This window comes from Gaoshiqia sp. US2 (assembly GCF_059705485.1).
The window spans coordinates 3,213,587-3,229,879 of sequence record NZ_AP048550.1 but is presented as its reverse complement, the minus strand read 5'-3'; the positions used below and the strand labels follow the sequence as shown (position 1 = coordinate 3,229,879).

General features: G+C 43.6%; 12 protein-coding genes. 4 read left to right on the top strand and 8 right to left on the bottom strand.

Annotation, left to right across the window (positions count from 1 at the left end; all coding sequences use genetic code 11):
• Positions 1-4 precede the first annotated feature (4 nt).
• The 4 genes from AC6H3C_RS12920 to AC6H3C_RS12905 form a co-directional block, all read right to left on the bottom strand.
• Positions 5-997 carry a substrate-binding domain-containing protein gene (locus AC6H3C_RS12920; RefSeq protein ID WP_497515792.1) on the bottom strand — a complete coding sequence of 331 codons (993 nt, stop codon included), beginning with the start codon at positions 995-997 and terminating at the stop codon, positions 5-7.
• A 276-nt stretch (positions 998-1,273) separates the two neighbouring features.
• Positions 1,274-2,584, bottom strand: coding sequence for an L-fucose:H+ symporter permease (gene fucP, locus AC6H3C_RS12915; protein WP_497515791.1), 1,311 nt, complete (start codon positions 2,582-2,584; stop codon positions 1,274-1,276).
• Positions 2,585-2,637: 53 nt separating this feature from the next.
• A complete protein-coding gene (locus AC6H3C_RS12910) occupies positions 2,638-3,780 on the bottom strand; it encodes a DUF6786 family protein (RefSeq protein ID WP_497515790.1) in 1,143 nt (380 codons plus the stop codon).
• Between the two features lies 1 nt (position 3,781).
• The gene (locus AC6H3C_RS12905) at positions 3,782-5,563 is read right to left on the bottom strand and encodes an L-fucose isomerase (protein WP_497515789.1); all 1,782 of its coding nucleotides are present in this window, start codon (positions 5,561-5,563) and stop codon (positions 3,782-3,784) included.
• 142 nt (positions 5,564-5,705) lie between these two features.
• Here AC6H3C_RS12905 and AC6H3C_RS12900 point away from each other — a divergent pair, with 142 nt between their 5' ends.
• A complete protein-coding gene (locus AC6H3C_RS12900; protein ID WP_497515788.1) occupies positions 5,706-6,926 on the top strand; it encodes a dicarboxylate/amino acid:cation symporter in 1,221 nt (406 codons plus the stop codon).
• Here AC6H3C_RS12900 and AC6H3C_RS12895 read toward each other — a convergent pair.
• From AC6H3C_RS12895 to AC6H3C_RS12880, 4 genes are all read right to left on the bottom strand, one after another.
• Entirely contained in the window at positions 6,923-7,336 is a 414-nt protein-coding gene (locus AC6H3C_RS12895) for a DUF134 domain-containing protein (RefSeq protein ID WP_497515787.1), read from the bottom strand. The two genes, AC6H3C_RS12900 and AC6H3C_RS12895, sit on opposite strands and share 4 nt — an antisense overlap.
• A complete protein-coding gene (gene aroC, locus AC6H3C_RS12890) occupies positions 7,336-8,409 on the bottom strand; it encodes a chorismate synthase (protein ID WP_497515786.1) in 1,074 nt (357 codons plus the stop codon). Before aroC ends, AC6H3C_RS12895 begins: the two co-directional genes overlap by 1 nt.
• Positions 8,410-8,471: 62 nt before the next feature.
• A complete protein-coding gene (locus AC6H3C_RS12885; protein WP_497515785.1) occupies positions 8,472-9,059 on the bottom strand; it encodes an FKBP-type peptidyl-prolyl cis-trans isomerase in 588 nt (195 codons plus the stop codon).
• A 194-nt stretch (positions 9,060-9,253) separates the two neighbouring features.
• Complete coding sequence (locus tag AC6H3C_RS12880) at positions 9,254-11,839, bottom strand: putative LPS assembly protein LptD (RefSeq protein WP_497515784.1); 2,586 nt, start codon at positions 11,837-11,839, stop codon at positions 9,254-9,256.
• A gap of 230 nt (positions 11,840-12,069) precedes the next feature.
• Here AC6H3C_RS12880 and AC6H3C_RS12875 point away from each other — a divergent pair, with 230 nt between their 5' ends.
• From AC6H3C_RS12875 to dnaA, 3 genes are all read left to right on the top strand, one after another.
• Positions 12,070-13,221 carry an N-acetylmuramoyl-L-alanine amidase family protein gene (locus tag AC6H3C_RS12875; RefSeq protein ID WP_497515783.1) on the top strand — a complete coding sequence of 384 codons (1,152 nt, stop codon included), beginning with the start codon at positions 12,070-12,072 and terminating at the stop codon, positions 13,219-13,221.
• Positions 13,222-13,293: 72 nt separating this feature from the next.
• Positions 13,294-14,556, top strand: coding sequence for an MlaD family protein (locus tag AC6H3C_RS12870; protein ID WP_497515782.1), 1,263 nt, complete (start codon positions 13,294-13,296; stop codon positions 14,554-14,556).
• A gap of 273 nt (positions 14,557-14,829) precedes the next feature.
• Positions 14,830-16,260: a chromosomal replication initiator protein DnaA gene (dnaA, locus tag AC6H3C_RS12865; protein ID WP_497515781.1), complete on the top strand. Its 1,431-nt coding sequence runs from the start codon at positions 14,830-14,832 to the stop codon at positions 16,258-16,260.
• The last annotated feature ends 33 nt before the right edge of the window (positions 16,261-16,293 follow it).

Sequence of the window (16,293 nt, the reverse complement as noted above, 5' to 3'; positions counted from 1 at the left end):
ATTATCAGAGCGAGCCTCTCAGAATCAGTCGGGGCGAAAGTGTTTCAAATACTTTCTGCTTGGTTTCAATAAAGCGTGCGGCTTTTTGTCCCATTTCCTGAAAGTCAACCGAAATAACCGTAATCCCCGATCCGACGATTTCTTTCATCGGCGTGTCATTGTATGAAATCAGCCCGACATCGGTTCCCACCTTCAAGCCGTTCTGTTTACAGGTTTTGATGATATAAACCAAATCGTCTTCTTTAATAACCAAAAATGCCTGCCCTGCGCTGATTTCATGATTTTTGATCTGTTGAATGACTGAATGTTTCAACCCGCTGGAGCTGCAAAATTGTCTGAACGCTTCGGTTATTTCCTGCGGGTGGGGCGTGGTGGCCGGGAAAACCAAGTGAAATTCCTTGTACTTTGAAATATTTCCCAACCCTTCGTTTAAGCAGTTTATGGCGCCAAGATAAAAATCCTGCGTCAGGTACGAAATTTCGGGACTATCGGGCATTCCCATATCCAGGATCAGTAATTTATTGGGGTCAATCTTGCGCACCACGTCTTCCATCCGCTGGTTGTGGATATTCATCACGATGTACATGCTGTATCGCCCCAGACTATTCAGGATTAGTTGTTCAAATACATCGGCATTATAATGATGAAACAAAAGGTCGACCGAATAATTCTCGGGCAATTGGCTCCGGAAACTGTTGTAAAGTTGTTCTTTAAAAACGCTAAAATCATCCAGCAGCATCATCACCTTAAATGATAAGGAATTCACAAAATATCCTTTCGTTGGCGTTGAAGAGATAATACTCCGTTGTTTTAAGATGGTATAAGCTTTAAAAATCGTATCGCGCGACAATCCGCTGTCCCTGCTCAGTTTATTAACAGAGGGAAGAAAATCACCTTCTTTCAGCAGCCCGTTACTGATCGCTTCATTAATGGAATGAATCAGTTGTTGCAACTTGGTTTGAGCTGATGTGTCATCTATTTTAAAATTAAAACTCATGCTGAATATTTTATGGATGCGAAAAGCCTGAACTGCCTTTGCAATTCAGGCTTATAAACCCAACAACTTATCTGAATATTGAGTAGAAAAGCGTTAGCGACCCGGATAGGCCATTAACGGATATTCTAACCCGGTTGTTTTTTACGACAACCTTTATATTCGTCTCAAAAATAGCGATTCCGGCTAAAAAACAGACAGTCTTTCTTAATGCTTTCGGAAAAAAGCTTCGGAGTTGTCCATCTATCGCAGTACCTTTCATTACCCGCCGGATCTTGATTAAACTGGTTTAAAATGCACCGTAAACGTGCGATAACCGTAAATACCAATGATGATAAAACAAAACAAAGGCATGATAAACGAGATATTAACTGCCGGAAAAGTAAATACGGTCCCCATATCGATGATATAAGCTTGTATTTTAGGCAGAAAAGTTCCGCCTACAATCGACATGATCAATCCGGCTGCCCCGAATTTGGCATCTTCGCCCATTCCTCTCAGGGCAATTCCGTAAATGGTAGGAAACATCAGCGACATACAGGCCGAAATACCTACCAGACAATAGAGACCTGTGATATCCTGCAAAAACATGGTTCCGGCCGAAAGCCCGATTCCTCCCAAAGAAAGCACAAGCAATAGTTTCCCGGGTTGAATATATTTCAACAGGAAGGTACAGATGAAACGTGAAACGAGAAAAATTCCCATCGCAATGATGTTATAGTATTGGGCCTTTTGTGCAGCATCTCCTGCCGACATGCCAAACTGCTCTGTAAAAATACGTTGCCCGTACTGCACGATAAAGGTCCAGCACATAATTTGAGCGCCCACATAAAACAGTTGTGCGATGACTCCTTCCCAATAACGCTTTACCCTGAGGAGATTTTTTACGGCCCCAAAAAAGTTCAGCTTGTGATCCGAATCTTCATTCTTTGGCATCCTTGCAAAAAAAATGATCAGGAAAACCACAATAATCACACCGCCAATGGCGATATAGGGCGAACTCAAAATGTGGAGGTCATTTGCTTTTACCGCCTCAAACTGCTCAGGAGAAAGCAATGCGCGTTCGTCTGCTCCCCGCGGATCAAGCCGGGCCTGAATGAAGGTTTTTGCCACAAACATTCCGGTAATCGACCCCATCGGATTAAAAGCCTGTGCAAAATTCAAGCGTCGGGTGGCAGTACTGTCGGGTCCCATAAACAGGATGTAGGGGTTGGCGCTCGTTTCGAGGAATGACAATCCACAGGTCATAACAAAGTAGGCAATCAGGAACGGATAATACAAACCGATGTAGCTGGCCGGAATAAACAGCAAAGCACCAGTGGCGTACAGGCCCAAGCCCATCAAAATACCGGCTTTATATGAAAATTTACGGATATAAAACGCCGCGGGAAAAGCCATGGCTCCGTATCCGCCGTAAAACACCACCTGCACCCAGGTACCTCCGCCAACTCCCATGTTGAAAATCCGCGAGAATGCTTCGACCATCGGGTTGGTGATATCGTTGGCAAATCCCCACAGGGCAAAGCAACTTGTAATCAGAATAAACGGAACCAGGTATTCCGCAGGAATAACTCTTTCTTTTTTTTTCACGTGTCAGTTAGTTTGTTTAGTTTTAAAATGTTTGGTTTGGCGTCAATACATGTTCAATCAAAAACCTTTTTTATGGTTTGAATGGAAACGCCCAGTATTTTTTCTGCAATTCGGCTCAGGTCTTCTTCATTTCCTTCGAAATGGTAGGTCCGCTGCAAATGAAATTTTGTCTCGCCCGCTTTTAATGCCAGAGCTGCCGAAGATGATTCCAATTCGTAAAATGGTCCAAGCTGGCCACCGCCGTCCAGCGGTCCGTCATTGTAGGCATTGATGACATCCCCCTTAAAGGGTTCTTCCTGACGCTCTTCCCAGGACGAATTAACATAGTCCGAAGCTTCCGGGTTGATTGAGGTTTCCAGAATAGTCAGGCAGCCGTTTTTAGCATCGTAACTTCCCAAAACCGGCATAGCCCGTTCGGGTGAAATGCCAATTTTACCGCGTTGGTTTCCATCGGCTTTAAAGTAAACCGCATCAGTCGCTATTTTTAGCCTGTCCGGGGAAATTTTACCGAAATAATCATCTTTTACAATCTCGCCGCTTCCATCTTTTTTGAACGGAACCACAATGGTAACCTCCTGCGACGGGTTGTACATGGAAAGCATCCAAACCGACAATAAACCGGTTTCTTTATTCCAGTCGTCAGAACCATTATTTTTAATTTCATTGATGGATTCGTAAGCGACAGATTTTATGGAAGTCCCAATCTCAACCGGTAGAATATCAGCCACTTCCTCCGGGAAAATAACTCCCACGCGCCGGGTAACGGCCAAACTGAATTCCGTTCCGGAATAGTTTTTCACCGAAAATTCTTTGAAAAAAGTAACCATCTCCGGCATCACTTCCCTGACTTCCCAAGGCATGGTGTCGATACATGCAGGAACTTTCCAGTTGTTTATGACCATCGGTTTTCCTTTTTCAAAATACACCGAAAACTGTCCGCCTTCCGGTCCCAGCCATAAACGTTCTTCGCCTCCAAAAGCGTTGAACTGCTCCGAACGTTCGTTTGACGTAACCAGCTGATGATTAATCCAACCAAATGAGAATCCGTCTTCCCCTGAAGTGGTACTGGTCATTACCCTCCCCTGAAGTTCGGGGACCAACACCAGTCGTGATGGTCCCGCTACTAATTCTATTGTCGAAAAATTTTCCTTCAGTTTTTCAAGATCAAAACCATATTGTCCCTTTGTGAACATCATGTTAACGGTATAAGGGTCCGTAGTTTTGACAGGCTTTATAATCGGCCGCTTCCTTATCCATTCCGAAAGAAGCCCAGGCGCTCGGACGGAAAATATCTTTCGCATCCACGTTGTGCATACACACGGGAATGCGTAAAATCGAAGCCAGTGTCATTAAATCGGCCCCGATATGGCCATAGGAAATCGCGCCGTGGTTAGCGCCCCAGTTCGCCATCACGCTGTATACATCTTTAAAGTTGTCAGAATCATTCAAACGGGGAACAAACCAGGTTGTGGGCCAGGTAGGATCAGTCCGTTCATCCAGGATCGGGTGAATATCGTCGGGTAATTCAACCGTCCAACCTTCGGCAATTTGAAGTACTGGCCCGATTCCTTTAACCAAATTAATGCGCGACATGGTAACCGGCATTTGTCCGGCCGTTTTAAATTGTGACGAGTAGCCGCCTCCACGGAAATATCCCAGGCTTGCCGGGCACCAGCGGGTATTGTCGAGGCAGGCTTTTGCCTCATCCTCGGTTACTTCCCAGTAAGGCTTCATCACCGGATTTCCGCCTGCATCTTTTTGCCGGGCTGTCGCGTCAAGTGTAGTCGAACCGGAGTTAATCAGGTGAATAATCCCGTTTTTAGCCAATCCGGTCAGTTCTTTTCCGGTTACCCGCTTCACCGCTTCCGGACTCCAGTAAGTACGGACATCCGAAAAAATCTGCGCTGTATTGGTCAGCAAATGGCCAAATAACATGGGCACAGCATTTAAACTGTCGTTTTCGGTGGCAAATACAAAGGCTTCGCGAATACCGTTCCAGTCAAACGAAGAGTTCAGGATCGCCTCGGTAAAGTCGGCATTCGGATAATAATCGGTCCACTGGCGCTGTCCCTGGAAACCGCCGGCAATGGCATTGTGTCCTTTTGATTCTTCGCCGAAGCCAAGCTCAGCCAACTTGGGATTACCGATCATCAGATCGCGGCAAATCAGGGTCATTTTAACCACCGTTTCCCATTCCCAGTCTTTCCGTTCGCGACTGTGTTGTTTTTCAGGCGCATTACGATCCTGGCCTTCCATGCAGTTTTCTTTCACCCAGGTCAGCGCTTTTCCATATTCTTCTTTATCGAAAATACCCTCGTCCATCCGGCGCATTAACTCAACCGACTCAACAAATTCGGTACGCATTCCCAGGTATTCCTGAAAGAAATTGGCGTCGACCATTGAGCCGGCAATTCCCATAGAGGTATAACCAATCGACAGGTACGATTTCCCTTTCATTTGAGCAGAAGCCAGAGCAGCCTTCGTAAAACGAAGAATCTTTATTTTTACGTCTTCCGGAATTGTTGTATCTCCTCCATCCTGAACATCGCGGCCATAAATTCCAAAAGCCGGTAAGCCTTTTTGCGCGTATCCGGCCAAAGCTGCTGCCAGGTAAACGGCCCCGGGTCTTTCGGTTCCGTTGAAACCCCACACGGCTTTCGGCACCAGCGGATCGCTGTCCATTACCTCTGTACCGTAACACCAACAGGGGGTAACGGTTAACGAAACGCCAACTCCTTCCCTGCTAAACTGGTCGGCACATTTTGCGGCTTCGGCCACACCGCCAATGGTTGTTTCTGCAATAACACATTCCACCTTTTCGCCTGACGGAAAACGCAGATTTTCTTCAATCAGCCGCGCGGCTGCTTTCGCCATATTCATGGTTTGTTCTTCCAGCGATTCGCGAACACCGCGTTCACGCCCATCAATAACAGGACGTATCCCAACTTTAGGCAAGCGTCCGATTAAACGATTTTTCATATCTATTCGTGTTTAAAAATTTTATAGTATATTGTATTGTGCTGTACTGTGCTGCTAAAATAAGAAGAATTCGTTTATCCTGGATTATGTTGGTAAACATGTTTTTTAAAGTTAGATTTGTGCATAATCAATCCCTTACGCTATGAACCTTCTGAAATTGAAGCTGCATTGGCAAATTTTTACTGCCTTAATCGCTGCTGTTTTATTTGGTTATTTTTTTAATGAGCATGTTGGCTATATCAGTTGGTTGGGCGAGTTGTTTTTACGTGCTCTGAGAATGATTATTATTCCGCTTATTTTCAGTTCGATTGTCAGCGGGGTTACCAGCATGGGAAGCAGTAAAAGTTTGGGACGATTAGGTTTTAAAACCATTTCGTATTATTTACTGACCTCGTTATTTGCCATTTTAACCGGGCTGTTATTTGTCAATCTCTTCCGTCCCGGCGTTGGTGTTGATTTAGGATTTACTTCACCTACTCAAGAATTCACGGCAGAAGGGACGTCGGTGAAAGATATTTTTATCCGGATGATTCCGGATAATATTATTCAGGCCATGGCCGAAGGAAACATCCTGTCCGTTATTTTCTTTTCCATTGTTTTAGGCTTTTTCATTACCCGGGTAAACGACAATTATAAACAAACTCTGACTAATTTCTTTGATGGTCTGTTTGATGTTATGATGAAAGTGACCATGTTTATTATCCGGTTCACCCCGCTGGGAATTTTGGGGATTGTAGCCACCGAAGTGGCCCGAAATGCAGACCAGCTGGCATCAATCGCCGGGAGTATGGCTTTTTACATGCTGACTGTTTTTGTCGCCTTAACGGTTCATGCCTTTATTACCCTGCCGGTAATTGTCAGGTTTATTGGCAAAGCCCGTTCCTACCAGCATCTGAAAAATATGATCAGCCCGCTGATTACCGCTTTTTCAACCGCTTCATCAAGCGCCACCTTGCCCTTAACGATGGACGCCGTTGAGAATGAAAGCGGTGTTTCCAATAAAATTACAAGTTTTACTTTGCCATTGGGAGCAACCATCAACATGGACGGTACGGCGCTTTATGAATGCGTTGCTGTCTTTTTTATTGCTCAGGTTTACGGGGTGGAGCTCGGTTTCGGCCAGCAAGTGATCGTTGTAGCAACCGCTTTGCTTGCATCGATTGGCGCTGCCGGAATTCCCATGGCCGGATTGGTTATGATGACCGTTATTTTAACAGCTGTCAACCTTCCGCTGGAAGGCGTTGGATTTATCCTGGCCGTCGACCGTATTTTAGACATGTACCGCACTGCCGTCAATGTATGGAGCGACAGCTGCGCCGCAGTAGTTATCGCAAAAAGCGAAGGTGAAACAATACGAGTTTAATCTTCGGTGTAAAACTGGTTTAATGTGATTATCTCGGTTGAACTGCATACAGGGCAGTTCTTATCATTTTCGGATAACAAGTTAAATTTTGCCTGGCACGAATTGCAACAGAACCAGTTTTCATCAAACTGAAAATTTCCCCCGCGAATTATCAGGTCTTTCCCTTCAACCATCGATCGGGCCACTTTATTCCGCGCCGATTCATAAATTCGCGTCAGGGTTGGACGAGAAACATCCATACAAACTGAAGCTTCTTCCTGTGTCATGTTCTCATAGTCCAGCAGTTTGATGGCCTCATATTCTTCAAAATACAGCATAATCTGCTCTGATCTGTTTTTAGGGCCATAAACTGATAATCCCTTTATGGAAGGCGGAGCTAAAAGCTTGCGGTCTCTCTTTTTTCTTGGCATTACAAGTGATTTATTTTACTCAACAAATAATGATCAGCCAGCACTAACGCAGCCATGGCTTCAACAATAGGTACGGCACGCGGTAAAACACAGGGATCGTGACGACCTTTGGGATTGATCACGGTTACATTTTCTTCTTTATCAACCGTTTGTTGCTCTTTCAGGAGGGTTGCAATGGGTTTAAATGCAACGTTAAAGAAAATATCTTCTCCATTACTGATACCACCCTGTATCCCCCCGGAATGATTGGTCTTTGTCCGTATACCGGATTCAGTTTTCACAAAAATATCATTGTGTTCGGATCCTGAAAGTTTTGTTCCTTCAAACCCGGAACCATATTCAAAGCCTTTTACGGCATTAATTCCAAGCATCGCATGCCCCAAATCAGCATGCAATTTATTAAAAACAGGTTCGCCAAGCCCAACAGGAGCGCCTTGAATGACCCCCTGAATGACACCGCCAACCGTATCGTGATTTCGCCCGGCTTCTTCAATCCGGGCAATCATTTTTTCCGCCGCCACCGGATCCGGACAGCGAACAATGTTTGTATCCGTCAGGCTCAGATCAAGTTCCCGGTAGCTTTTATCCAGGCTAATTTCGCCAACGCGGTAAACATATGCCTGCACCTGAATTCCAACCTGTTTCAGCAACAACTTGGCCACAGCGCCTGCCACAACCCGGGCAATGGTTTCGCGGGCAGACGAACGTCCCCCACCCCGGTGATCGCGGCTACCGTACTTTTTCAGGTAGGTATAATCGGCATGTGACGGCCTGAATACATCTTTCAGATTATCATAATCGCCCGAATGTTGGTCCTTGTTCCAAACAACAAAAGCGATGGGTGTTCCCTGAGTTTTTCCATCAAAAATACCCGATAAAAATTCAACCTGATCCGCTTCATCCCGCTGTGTAGTAATTTTTGACTGACCAGGCTTACGTCGGTTCAGCTCGTGTTGAATGAAATCAGAATCAATCTCAAGTCCGGCAGGGCAGCCATCTATGATTCCTCCAATTCCACGGCCATGAGATTCGCCAAACGATGTTAACCTGAAAATTTGTCCGAAGCTGTTCATGCTTGAAATATAAAAAATTTGCTTCTGATTAATCAGAAGCAATTCGTAAAAACTGAGTATTACTAACAGCCACAGCCGCAGCTGCCATGCGCTTTTTCGGTGGCGCAACTTTCATCGTCGCAACCACAACCCTGGTCGCCGCAACCGCCGCTTCCACAACCACAGCCGCCGCCTACGGTAGCCGCAATTTCTTCATCAGTTGCATCCCTGACTTCCAGAATCTCACCTTGAAAAAACAGATCTTCGCCGGCAAGCGGATGATTAAAATCCATTTTCACCATATCGTCGGTGACTTCCAGCACCAGGCCATTCATTCGCTGACCGCTGGTGCTCATCATCGGAACGGTGTTGCCGATACTAATCATCTCTTCATCAAACTTGCCATCAATCAGGAAAATACCTTTGGGAAGTTCAACAATCGCATTTTCATCAACATCGCCGTAAGCATCTTCACATGCCAGGCTTATTTCAAATGATTTTCCCTGTTCCAAACCTTCGAGCAAAGCTTCGAACTTGGGAAGCATAGTTCCAGCTCCGTATACAAAGTTTAATGGCCTCCCGGCAGTCGCCTGCTCTATCAATTCTCCTTCTGCACTTTCGATCCGTAAGTCGTAAGTCAAAGAAACCATTTTGTTTTTAGCAATTACCATTACAATTTATTTAGATTGATTTTTAATTATTAATTTGCAAAGAAATAAAATTCATTCATATAATGAAATCTCTATTGCCTTCCCGATGTTTATTTTAAGGATAAAATCACACTAACTTGTCGTTTTTTATAAACAGCTAAATTGAGAAAAGGTTTTTCTATTCCCGTCGAGAAACGGGCAAGTTTGAACGTGCGTTAAAAATTCCTGTTATCAAACCAGCTGCGCTGTTTGTTTATCTTCAGGTCTTTCAGCATGGAAGAAGAGGCATTGAGTGAAAAACTGTAACTTCGGCGTTGCCCGAAAGGCACAAAATTGAAACTCATATTCCAGCAATGCAGGTTCCTGGTCACATTAATCGTTGTAAACGAGAATTTTTTAGCCTGAACGTCAAAGTTAGTCGTTAATGCCATATTCCATTTATCCGTCAGGCTCATCCGCCCGTTAAAATTAAGACTTTGGTTGATTGTTGCCGTTCTGAACGGATTTGAACGGTTGTAACTGAAACTGTAATCAAAACGAAATTCCCAGGGCATTGTAAAATCGTAGTAAACAGGCCCCATCATGGTGGTTACCGGTAACTCTTCGGGCCTAACCGCATCACCATCCGGCTCATCGCCGGCGCCGGCTCCCTGGTTCTTTTTATCTTTCGATTTGAATGACATTCCAAACGACAGGTTCGCATTGGTTAAGCGCCCCAGCTTGGCTAAGCCCGACTTATGGTTCCAAACATATTCGTTGATCAGCCTGCTGCCGGTTGTATCAGTCATATAAGGGTTTAAGGTACCTCCAAAGTTAATGCTGATCCCTTTCACGGTAGTACGTCCGCGAATTTGAATATTACTGAGGTTTAATGAATCGGCCACCAAATTGTAGGAAGCGCTCAGACCCAGGTTATCAATAATTTTTACTCTCTCAAATTTATCACCTTTCCCGGTCGTATCATTTTTTGCCGCGACTTTGGCTTCGAGGTTGTTCGCCAGGTTAAAGCTGATTGATCCGCTTTCTCCCCGCCCGGTCGATCCGAACACGGCGCCCTCAAAACGGTTATAAAAGATTTCTTTCCCGTTTTCATCCACATAACTGTCCCAAAACCCGTATTTTGGATTGCCAAAATCAGGATGATAACTAAAGCTTAATGAAGGAGTCATTTTATGGCGAATCGCTTTAATCCGGGAGTTTGGATTTTTCATCATGTACATCCCGTAAATGTTGGTCGATGAACTGATACTATAAGAATAATCATAGTTTCGCTTAAATCCGTAAATGGTATCCACCACCAATGTGCCTTCACGGGCCACATGGTCATAATAATACCGGCGGTTCATATTATTGGTATACCACCTTTCCGAATAGCTTACACTGGGGCTCACATTGATGTATTTCATCAGGTTAAAACTGGGCAGGGTAATCGGGATGGAGTGTTTCCAGCCATTCTTCCAGTCTTTTATCAACGATTGTTCCAGAATAACATCTTGCTTTGCCGTAATTGAATTTTTAATATTTCCGGTATAATTAAAGCCGATTTTTTCGTACCACATGAGTTTGCCCGTGCGAACCTTTGCCCTGAACGGATAAATCTTAGCCATCGAGAAAGTCAGTTCCGGGAAGCTCAGGCTCATGGTCGAATCTGTTGAGTTTTGCGAATGCCTGAAGTTTGCCGACATATTAAAGGGAGAATTCTCCCACTTTTTGGTATACGAAATACTGGATGATTTTTGCGTACTCAAATAACTGCTTACATCGTACGAGTTTTGCTTATCGTAGCTGGTTGTCGACAGGTTAACACTCGCAGAAAACGTTTGATTAGGGTTAGCCTTGCTATCCTGTGAATGCGACCACCGGATACTGAACCCGGGGCTCCGGCTGTAATCGGGCAGATCTTTTTCGCTGTATTTGTTTACATTGTACCGAAGATCAACGTTCCCCGAGTATTTATACCGTTTCTTGTATTTTGAGTTCAGATAAGTTCCCCACGAGCCTTTTGAATAAATATCACCTTTCAGCGTTAAATCAAAAAACTCGCTGGCAGCCCAGTAGTAACCACCTTCGCGCAGGAAAAAACCACGGTTATACTCTTCGCCGTACGAAGGAATAATGATGCCCGACGAATAAGAAGGCGTATTCGGGAAAAAACCAAAAGGCAATATGGGAAAATAAATCGGGAAATCTTCCAGCACCATATAGGCAGGCCCGGTAATAATCTTCTTATTTGAAATGACCTTCGCCTTGGTCATGTGCAGGTAAAAATGAGGATGATCGGCATCACAGGTCGTATACTTGCCATGTTTCAAAATAAACGAGTCTTTATCAATTTTTTTGGTTCGCTCACTGTGCACATAGCCTTCTCCCTGCTCCGTTTTTACATCCAAGATTATCCCCTTCTCCGTTTGGAAATTGTAGCGAAGCACTTTAGACTCAAACTCATCAGTTCCATCTTTAAACACCGGGGAACCCTGTACAACTCCGGCCGAATCAGGAAGCCCCTCGGCATAAATCTCCTTGGTGTTCAAATCCAGCTCGATATAGTCGGCCTTTAACTCAATACTTTGATAAGTGACCACCCCCGATTTGTACAGAAACACCTTTTGCCCGTCGAGAGACACGATAATTGAATCAACAGCAGTATAATTGATGGGCGCTTCGAGTACGGTAGGTTTTTTCTGATTCTGAATTTTGAGACTATCGCCTGCCAAACTATCTGCCGGTTCGCTACTCAGACTAAATTCTATACTATCCGGTACAAGCTTTGTTTCATCCCTGAGCAAACTATCAGTCACCATCAGCGGCTCCGGTTTTACCAGAATCGTTGTGTCTGGTTGCTCCTGCGCAGCAACAGAAAAGCAGGCAAACAAAAATAAGTATATTATTAGTTTTCTTATCAAAACAGAAAATTAGATAGCCATCATGGCTGGTTGGCCACAAAAATATAAATTCATTGGTGACTAAAGACTCAACAAATGCAAAATAATTTTAATATTTCTATTTTTGTTTGACTTATATTCATTTCACCATGGGGAATACACATTATTACATCTTGCTGCTGCTTATTTTTACGATCCCGATAAGCCAATCCGGATTCTCAAAAAATATTCAGGGAAAGCCGTTTACCGTTGTTATTGATCCCGGTCATGGCGGGAAAGATCCGGGAGCCGTTTACCGAAACATCCGGGAAAAAGACATCGTTTTAAAGCTGGGGCTCAAACTGGGAGAGTATATCCGTCAAAACATGCCCGATACCAAAGTCATTTTCACCCGCGATAAAGATATTTTCATTCCGCTGCACCAAAGAGCCGAAATTGCCAACAGCAACAAAGCCGACTTGTTTATCTCCCTGCATGCGAACTATTGCGGGACGCCTTCGATTACCGGCACCGAAACATTCGTACTGGGACTTCACAGTACCAACGAAAACCTTGATGTGGCAAAGAAAGAAAACTCGGTAATCCTTTTGGAAGATGATTATTCAACCCGATATGAAGGATTTGATCCAAATTCATCTGAATCCTATATCATGTTTGAAATGGTGCAGGATCAATACCTCGACCAGAGCATCAGCATGGCGGCCCTGGTTCAGGATCAGTTCAGGAACAGGGCATCGCGAAAAGACCGGGGCGTGAAACAGGCCGGATTCCTGGTTTTAAGACGAACCAGCATGCCCGGCGTATTAATTGAAGCAGGTTTTCTGAGTAACCAGTCGGAAGCCCAGTATATGAATTCAGACGACGGCCAGACCTACCTTGCCTCGGCAATCTTTCGGGCGTTTAAAGACTATAAAAGTTCGCTGGAATCAAGAAGTGAAATTAAACTGGCAGAACACACCGACATAAAAACAGAACCTATCCAGGAATACGAAAAAATAAACACGGAAGAAGTACCAATAACCGATATCCAAAAAAACACCCATATTACCTTCAGTGTCCAACTCGCCGTTTCGTCCAGGCGTATCGCACCAACACCTGCCAACTTCAAAGGACTTAAGAATGTTTTTGTCGTTGAAAAGGATGGTCTTTTTAAATATTTTTACGGGAAAGAACGCTCATACGACGAGATCACCAAAAGAAAAGACGAAGCCGTTAAGCATTTTCGGGATGCTTTTATTACAGCTTTTGAAAATGAAAATCAGGTTCCGCTGCAAAATGCCTTGCAAAAAATAAAACTTTAGGCCGGTTTCATCGTTTGCTTTCCTGCACAATGCTTCTTAATATTGTATAACGAAATACACAAATTTATACGGATGAAATTATCCAAATACACAAAACTCGGAATTCTCATTACATTTTGCATCGCTGTCTTTATTTGGGGGCTGAACTACCTGAAAGGCATTGACTTTTTTAACAAGAATACAACCTACTACGTTGTTTACGGCCATATCGACGGATTGCTTGAATCCAGCGCAGTGACCATGAACGGATATCAGGTTGGACAAGTAAAAAAAATCAATATCTCCGAAAAAAATGATGGCAGTCTGTTGGTTTCTTTCTCACTTGAAGGCGATTTTAAAATTCCGAAAGGAACGATTGCACAAATTGTTTCGAGTGACATCATGGGAACGAAATCCGTAAAACTGCTGATTAACCAATCGAATGAATATTACCAGGAAAATGATACCATCCCTGGAACCATCGAAGAAGGATTAAAAGAACAAGTCAGCATGCAGGTATTGCCGTTAAAAAACAAGGCCGAACAGTTGCTGGCGTCACTCGATTCGGCCATAACCGTGGTAACTTATGTATTTAACGCCGAAACCCGCCAAAATTTATCTGAAAGTTTTGAGCACATCAACCGGACCATCATCAACCTGGAAGAAACCTCCGAACACCTGAACGCCTTGCTGCTTGCCGAAAGAGAAAATATTCATGCGATCCTGGGAAACCTGAATCAGCTGAGCGCCACCCTAAGTAACAGTGCTGTCAATTTTGCCAATATTGCTGAAAATTTTTCAAATATCAGCGACAGTATTGCCGACACGCAAATTAAAAGCCTGATAAACGATTTTGCCGGTTCAGCTGAAAACATGAAACAAATCATCGAAAAAATAAATGAAGGCGAAGGTACTGCCGGATTATTAATAAACGATACCGGCTTGTATAATAACCTGACCCAATTGAGCCTGAGCCTGGATTACCTGATGAAAGACATCCGCAGCAATCCAAAACGTTACGTCCATTTCTCGGCGATGGATTTCGGCAAAGACGTATACATCACCACCCGCAGCCAGAGTCAGGACGAAAAATCAGACTACTCGTTTAAGGTTCATTTAATCTCCAGCCCTACCCGACTGGATTTGGAAAACGAGGTATTCAGCTCGTTTGAAGAAATTGAAGAGGTGGAAATCTCCGGCATATACAACTACATGACCGGAAATTCGTCTAACATCGAAAAAATCATAAAATTGCATGAGCAGGCAACAAACGTGTTTCCGGATGCCAGTATTATCGCATTTAAAAATAACCGCCAAATCAAGCTTGACCGGGCTTTAAGGAGAGCGGCCAAATAATTTTTCATAATTATAATTTATTGAAAATCACACAACTTGCTTTATTCACGGTACTTACAAATGTGCATAATGTCAATTAATTGATTATCAGTTAATTATAGAACATATAAAAAAATCAAAAGATTAAGTGCCTGACTCATAAACCCGTTATAATTATTTCTAAAAAGTCAAGGCTATTTTCATTTTTTTTATACTTTTTTTTTAAACACTTTTGCTTTCGGGAAAAATAACAGGGAAGTTTTTGTCGAATTTTTTAAAATCCTACTGTTCAAAATGAGTAACAATCATCTTGCTGTATGGAATCGTTGTCTTTCGGTAATACGCGACAATGTTCCTGCAATTAGCTTTAAGACGTGGTTTGAACCAATCATGCCGTTAAAGATCGATAATCAGGTTTTGACGATTCAGGTGCCGAGTCCGTTTTTTTACGAGTATCTTGAAGAGCAATACATTGATTTGTTGAGAAAAACATTACGTAAGGAAGTAGGTCAGGACGCCAAGCTTGAGTATGTCGTTGTTATGGGAAACAACCAGGCCAACTCGCAGCCCTACACCGTGAAGTACCCGACAAACAACAACACTAAAATTCAGAACAAACCACTTACGGTCCCTTTAAAAACAGAGGGAAAGCCCTCTATAAAAAATCCCTTTATTATTCCCGGAATTCAGAAACTGCATGTCGATCCGCAACTGAGACCGGACAACACCTTCGAAAACTTTGTTGAAGGAGAATGTAACCGACTGGCGCGGAGCGCCGGTTATGCCGTCTCTCAGAATCCGGGAGGAACAGCTTTTAATCCATTAATGGTTTACGGCAATTCCGGCCTGGGTAAAACACATCTGGCTCATGCGATTGGTATCGAGGTGAAAGAAAGATTCCCTGACAAGGTTGTTTTGTACGTAAATGCCAATAAATTTCAAACTCAATTTACAGAGGCAACCCGGAACAATAACCGGAATGATTTTCTTCACTTCTATCAAATGATTGATGTGCTTATTCTCGATGATGTTCAGGAATTTGCAGGCAAAGAGAAAACTCAGGAAACCTTTTTCCATATCTTCAACCACTTACACCAAAGTGGAAAACAATTGATCTTAACATCCGATAAGCCGCCAATTGAGTTAAAAGGAATGGAACAACGTCTGCTGTCCCGCTTTAAATGGGGATTGACGGCCGATTTACAGGCGCCTGATTTTGAAACCCGGATGGAAATTCTGAAACGAAAAATTTATAAGGACGGCATTGAAATCAGTGACGAAGTATTGGAATACATCGCGTCACACATCAACAACAATGTCCGTGAACTGGAAGGAGCGCTGGTTTCGCTGTTGGCGCAATCCACCCTGAATAAAAAGGAGATTACCATCGAATTGGCCAGTGAAATGATCACAAAACTGGTTAAAAGTTCGAAACGCGAATTATCGATCGACTATATATCAAAAGTGGTATGCGATTATTTCAACTTATCGGTTGATCATTTGCAGACGAAAACAAGAAAACGCGAGATTGTTCAGGCCAGGCAACTGGCGATGTATTTTTCAAAAAATATGACCAAATCTTCGCTGGCCTCCATCGGCTCTCAAATCGGAAAAAAAGATCATGCGACGGTGCTGCATGCCTGTAAAACCGTAAACAACCTCATCGAAACCGACAAAAATTTCCGGCTGTTTGTCGACGAGATCGAAAAGAAACTAAAAATGTAAGACACACCAGGGCAGGTCAGTTGATCTGCCTTT

Coding starts and splice junctions, on each gene's coding strand:
- AC6H3C_RS12895 (WP_497515787.1), bottom strand. CDS start 7,336: ATGCCAAGAAAAAAGAGAGACCGCAAGCTTTTAGCTCCGCCTTCCATA.
- dnaA (WP_497515781.1), top strand. CDS start 14,830: ATGAGTAACAATCATCTTGCTGTATGGAATCGTTGTCTTTCGGTAATA.
- AC6H3C_RS12905 (WP_497515789.1), bottom strand. CDS start 5,563: ATGAAAAATCGTTTAATCGGACGCTTGCCTAAAGTTGGGATACGTCCT.
- aroC (WP_497515786.1), bottom strand. CDS start 8,409: ATGAACAGCTTCGGACAAATTTTCAGGTTAACATCGTTTGGCGAATCT.
- AC6H3C_RS12870 (WP_497515782.1), top strand. CDS start 13,294: ATGAAATTATCCAAATACACAAAACTCGGAATTCTCATTACATTTTGC.
- AC6H3C_RS12920 (WP_497515792.1), bottom strand. CDS start 997: ATGAGTTTTAATTTTAAAATAGATGACACATCAGCTCAAACCAAGTTG.
- AC6H3C_RS12910 (WP_497515790.1), bottom strand. CDS start 3,780: ATGATGTTCACAAAGGGACAATATGGTTTTGATCTTGAAAAACTGAAG.
- AC6H3C_RS12885 (WP_497515785.1), bottom strand. CDS start 9,059: ATGGTAATTGCTAAAAACAAAATGGTTTCTTTGACTTACGACTTACGG.
- AC6H3C_RS12900 (WP_497515788.1), top strand. CDS start 5,706: ATGAACCTTCTGAAATTGAAGCTGCATTGGCAAATTTTTACTGCCTTA.
- AC6H3C_RS12875 (WP_497515783.1), top strand. CDS start 12,070: ATGGGGAATACACATTATTACATCTTGCTGCTGCTTATTTTTACGATC.
- AC6H3C_RS12880 (WP_497515784.1), bottom strand. CDS start 11,839: ATGGTGACTGATAGTTTGCTCAGGGATGAAACAAAGCTTGTACCGGAT.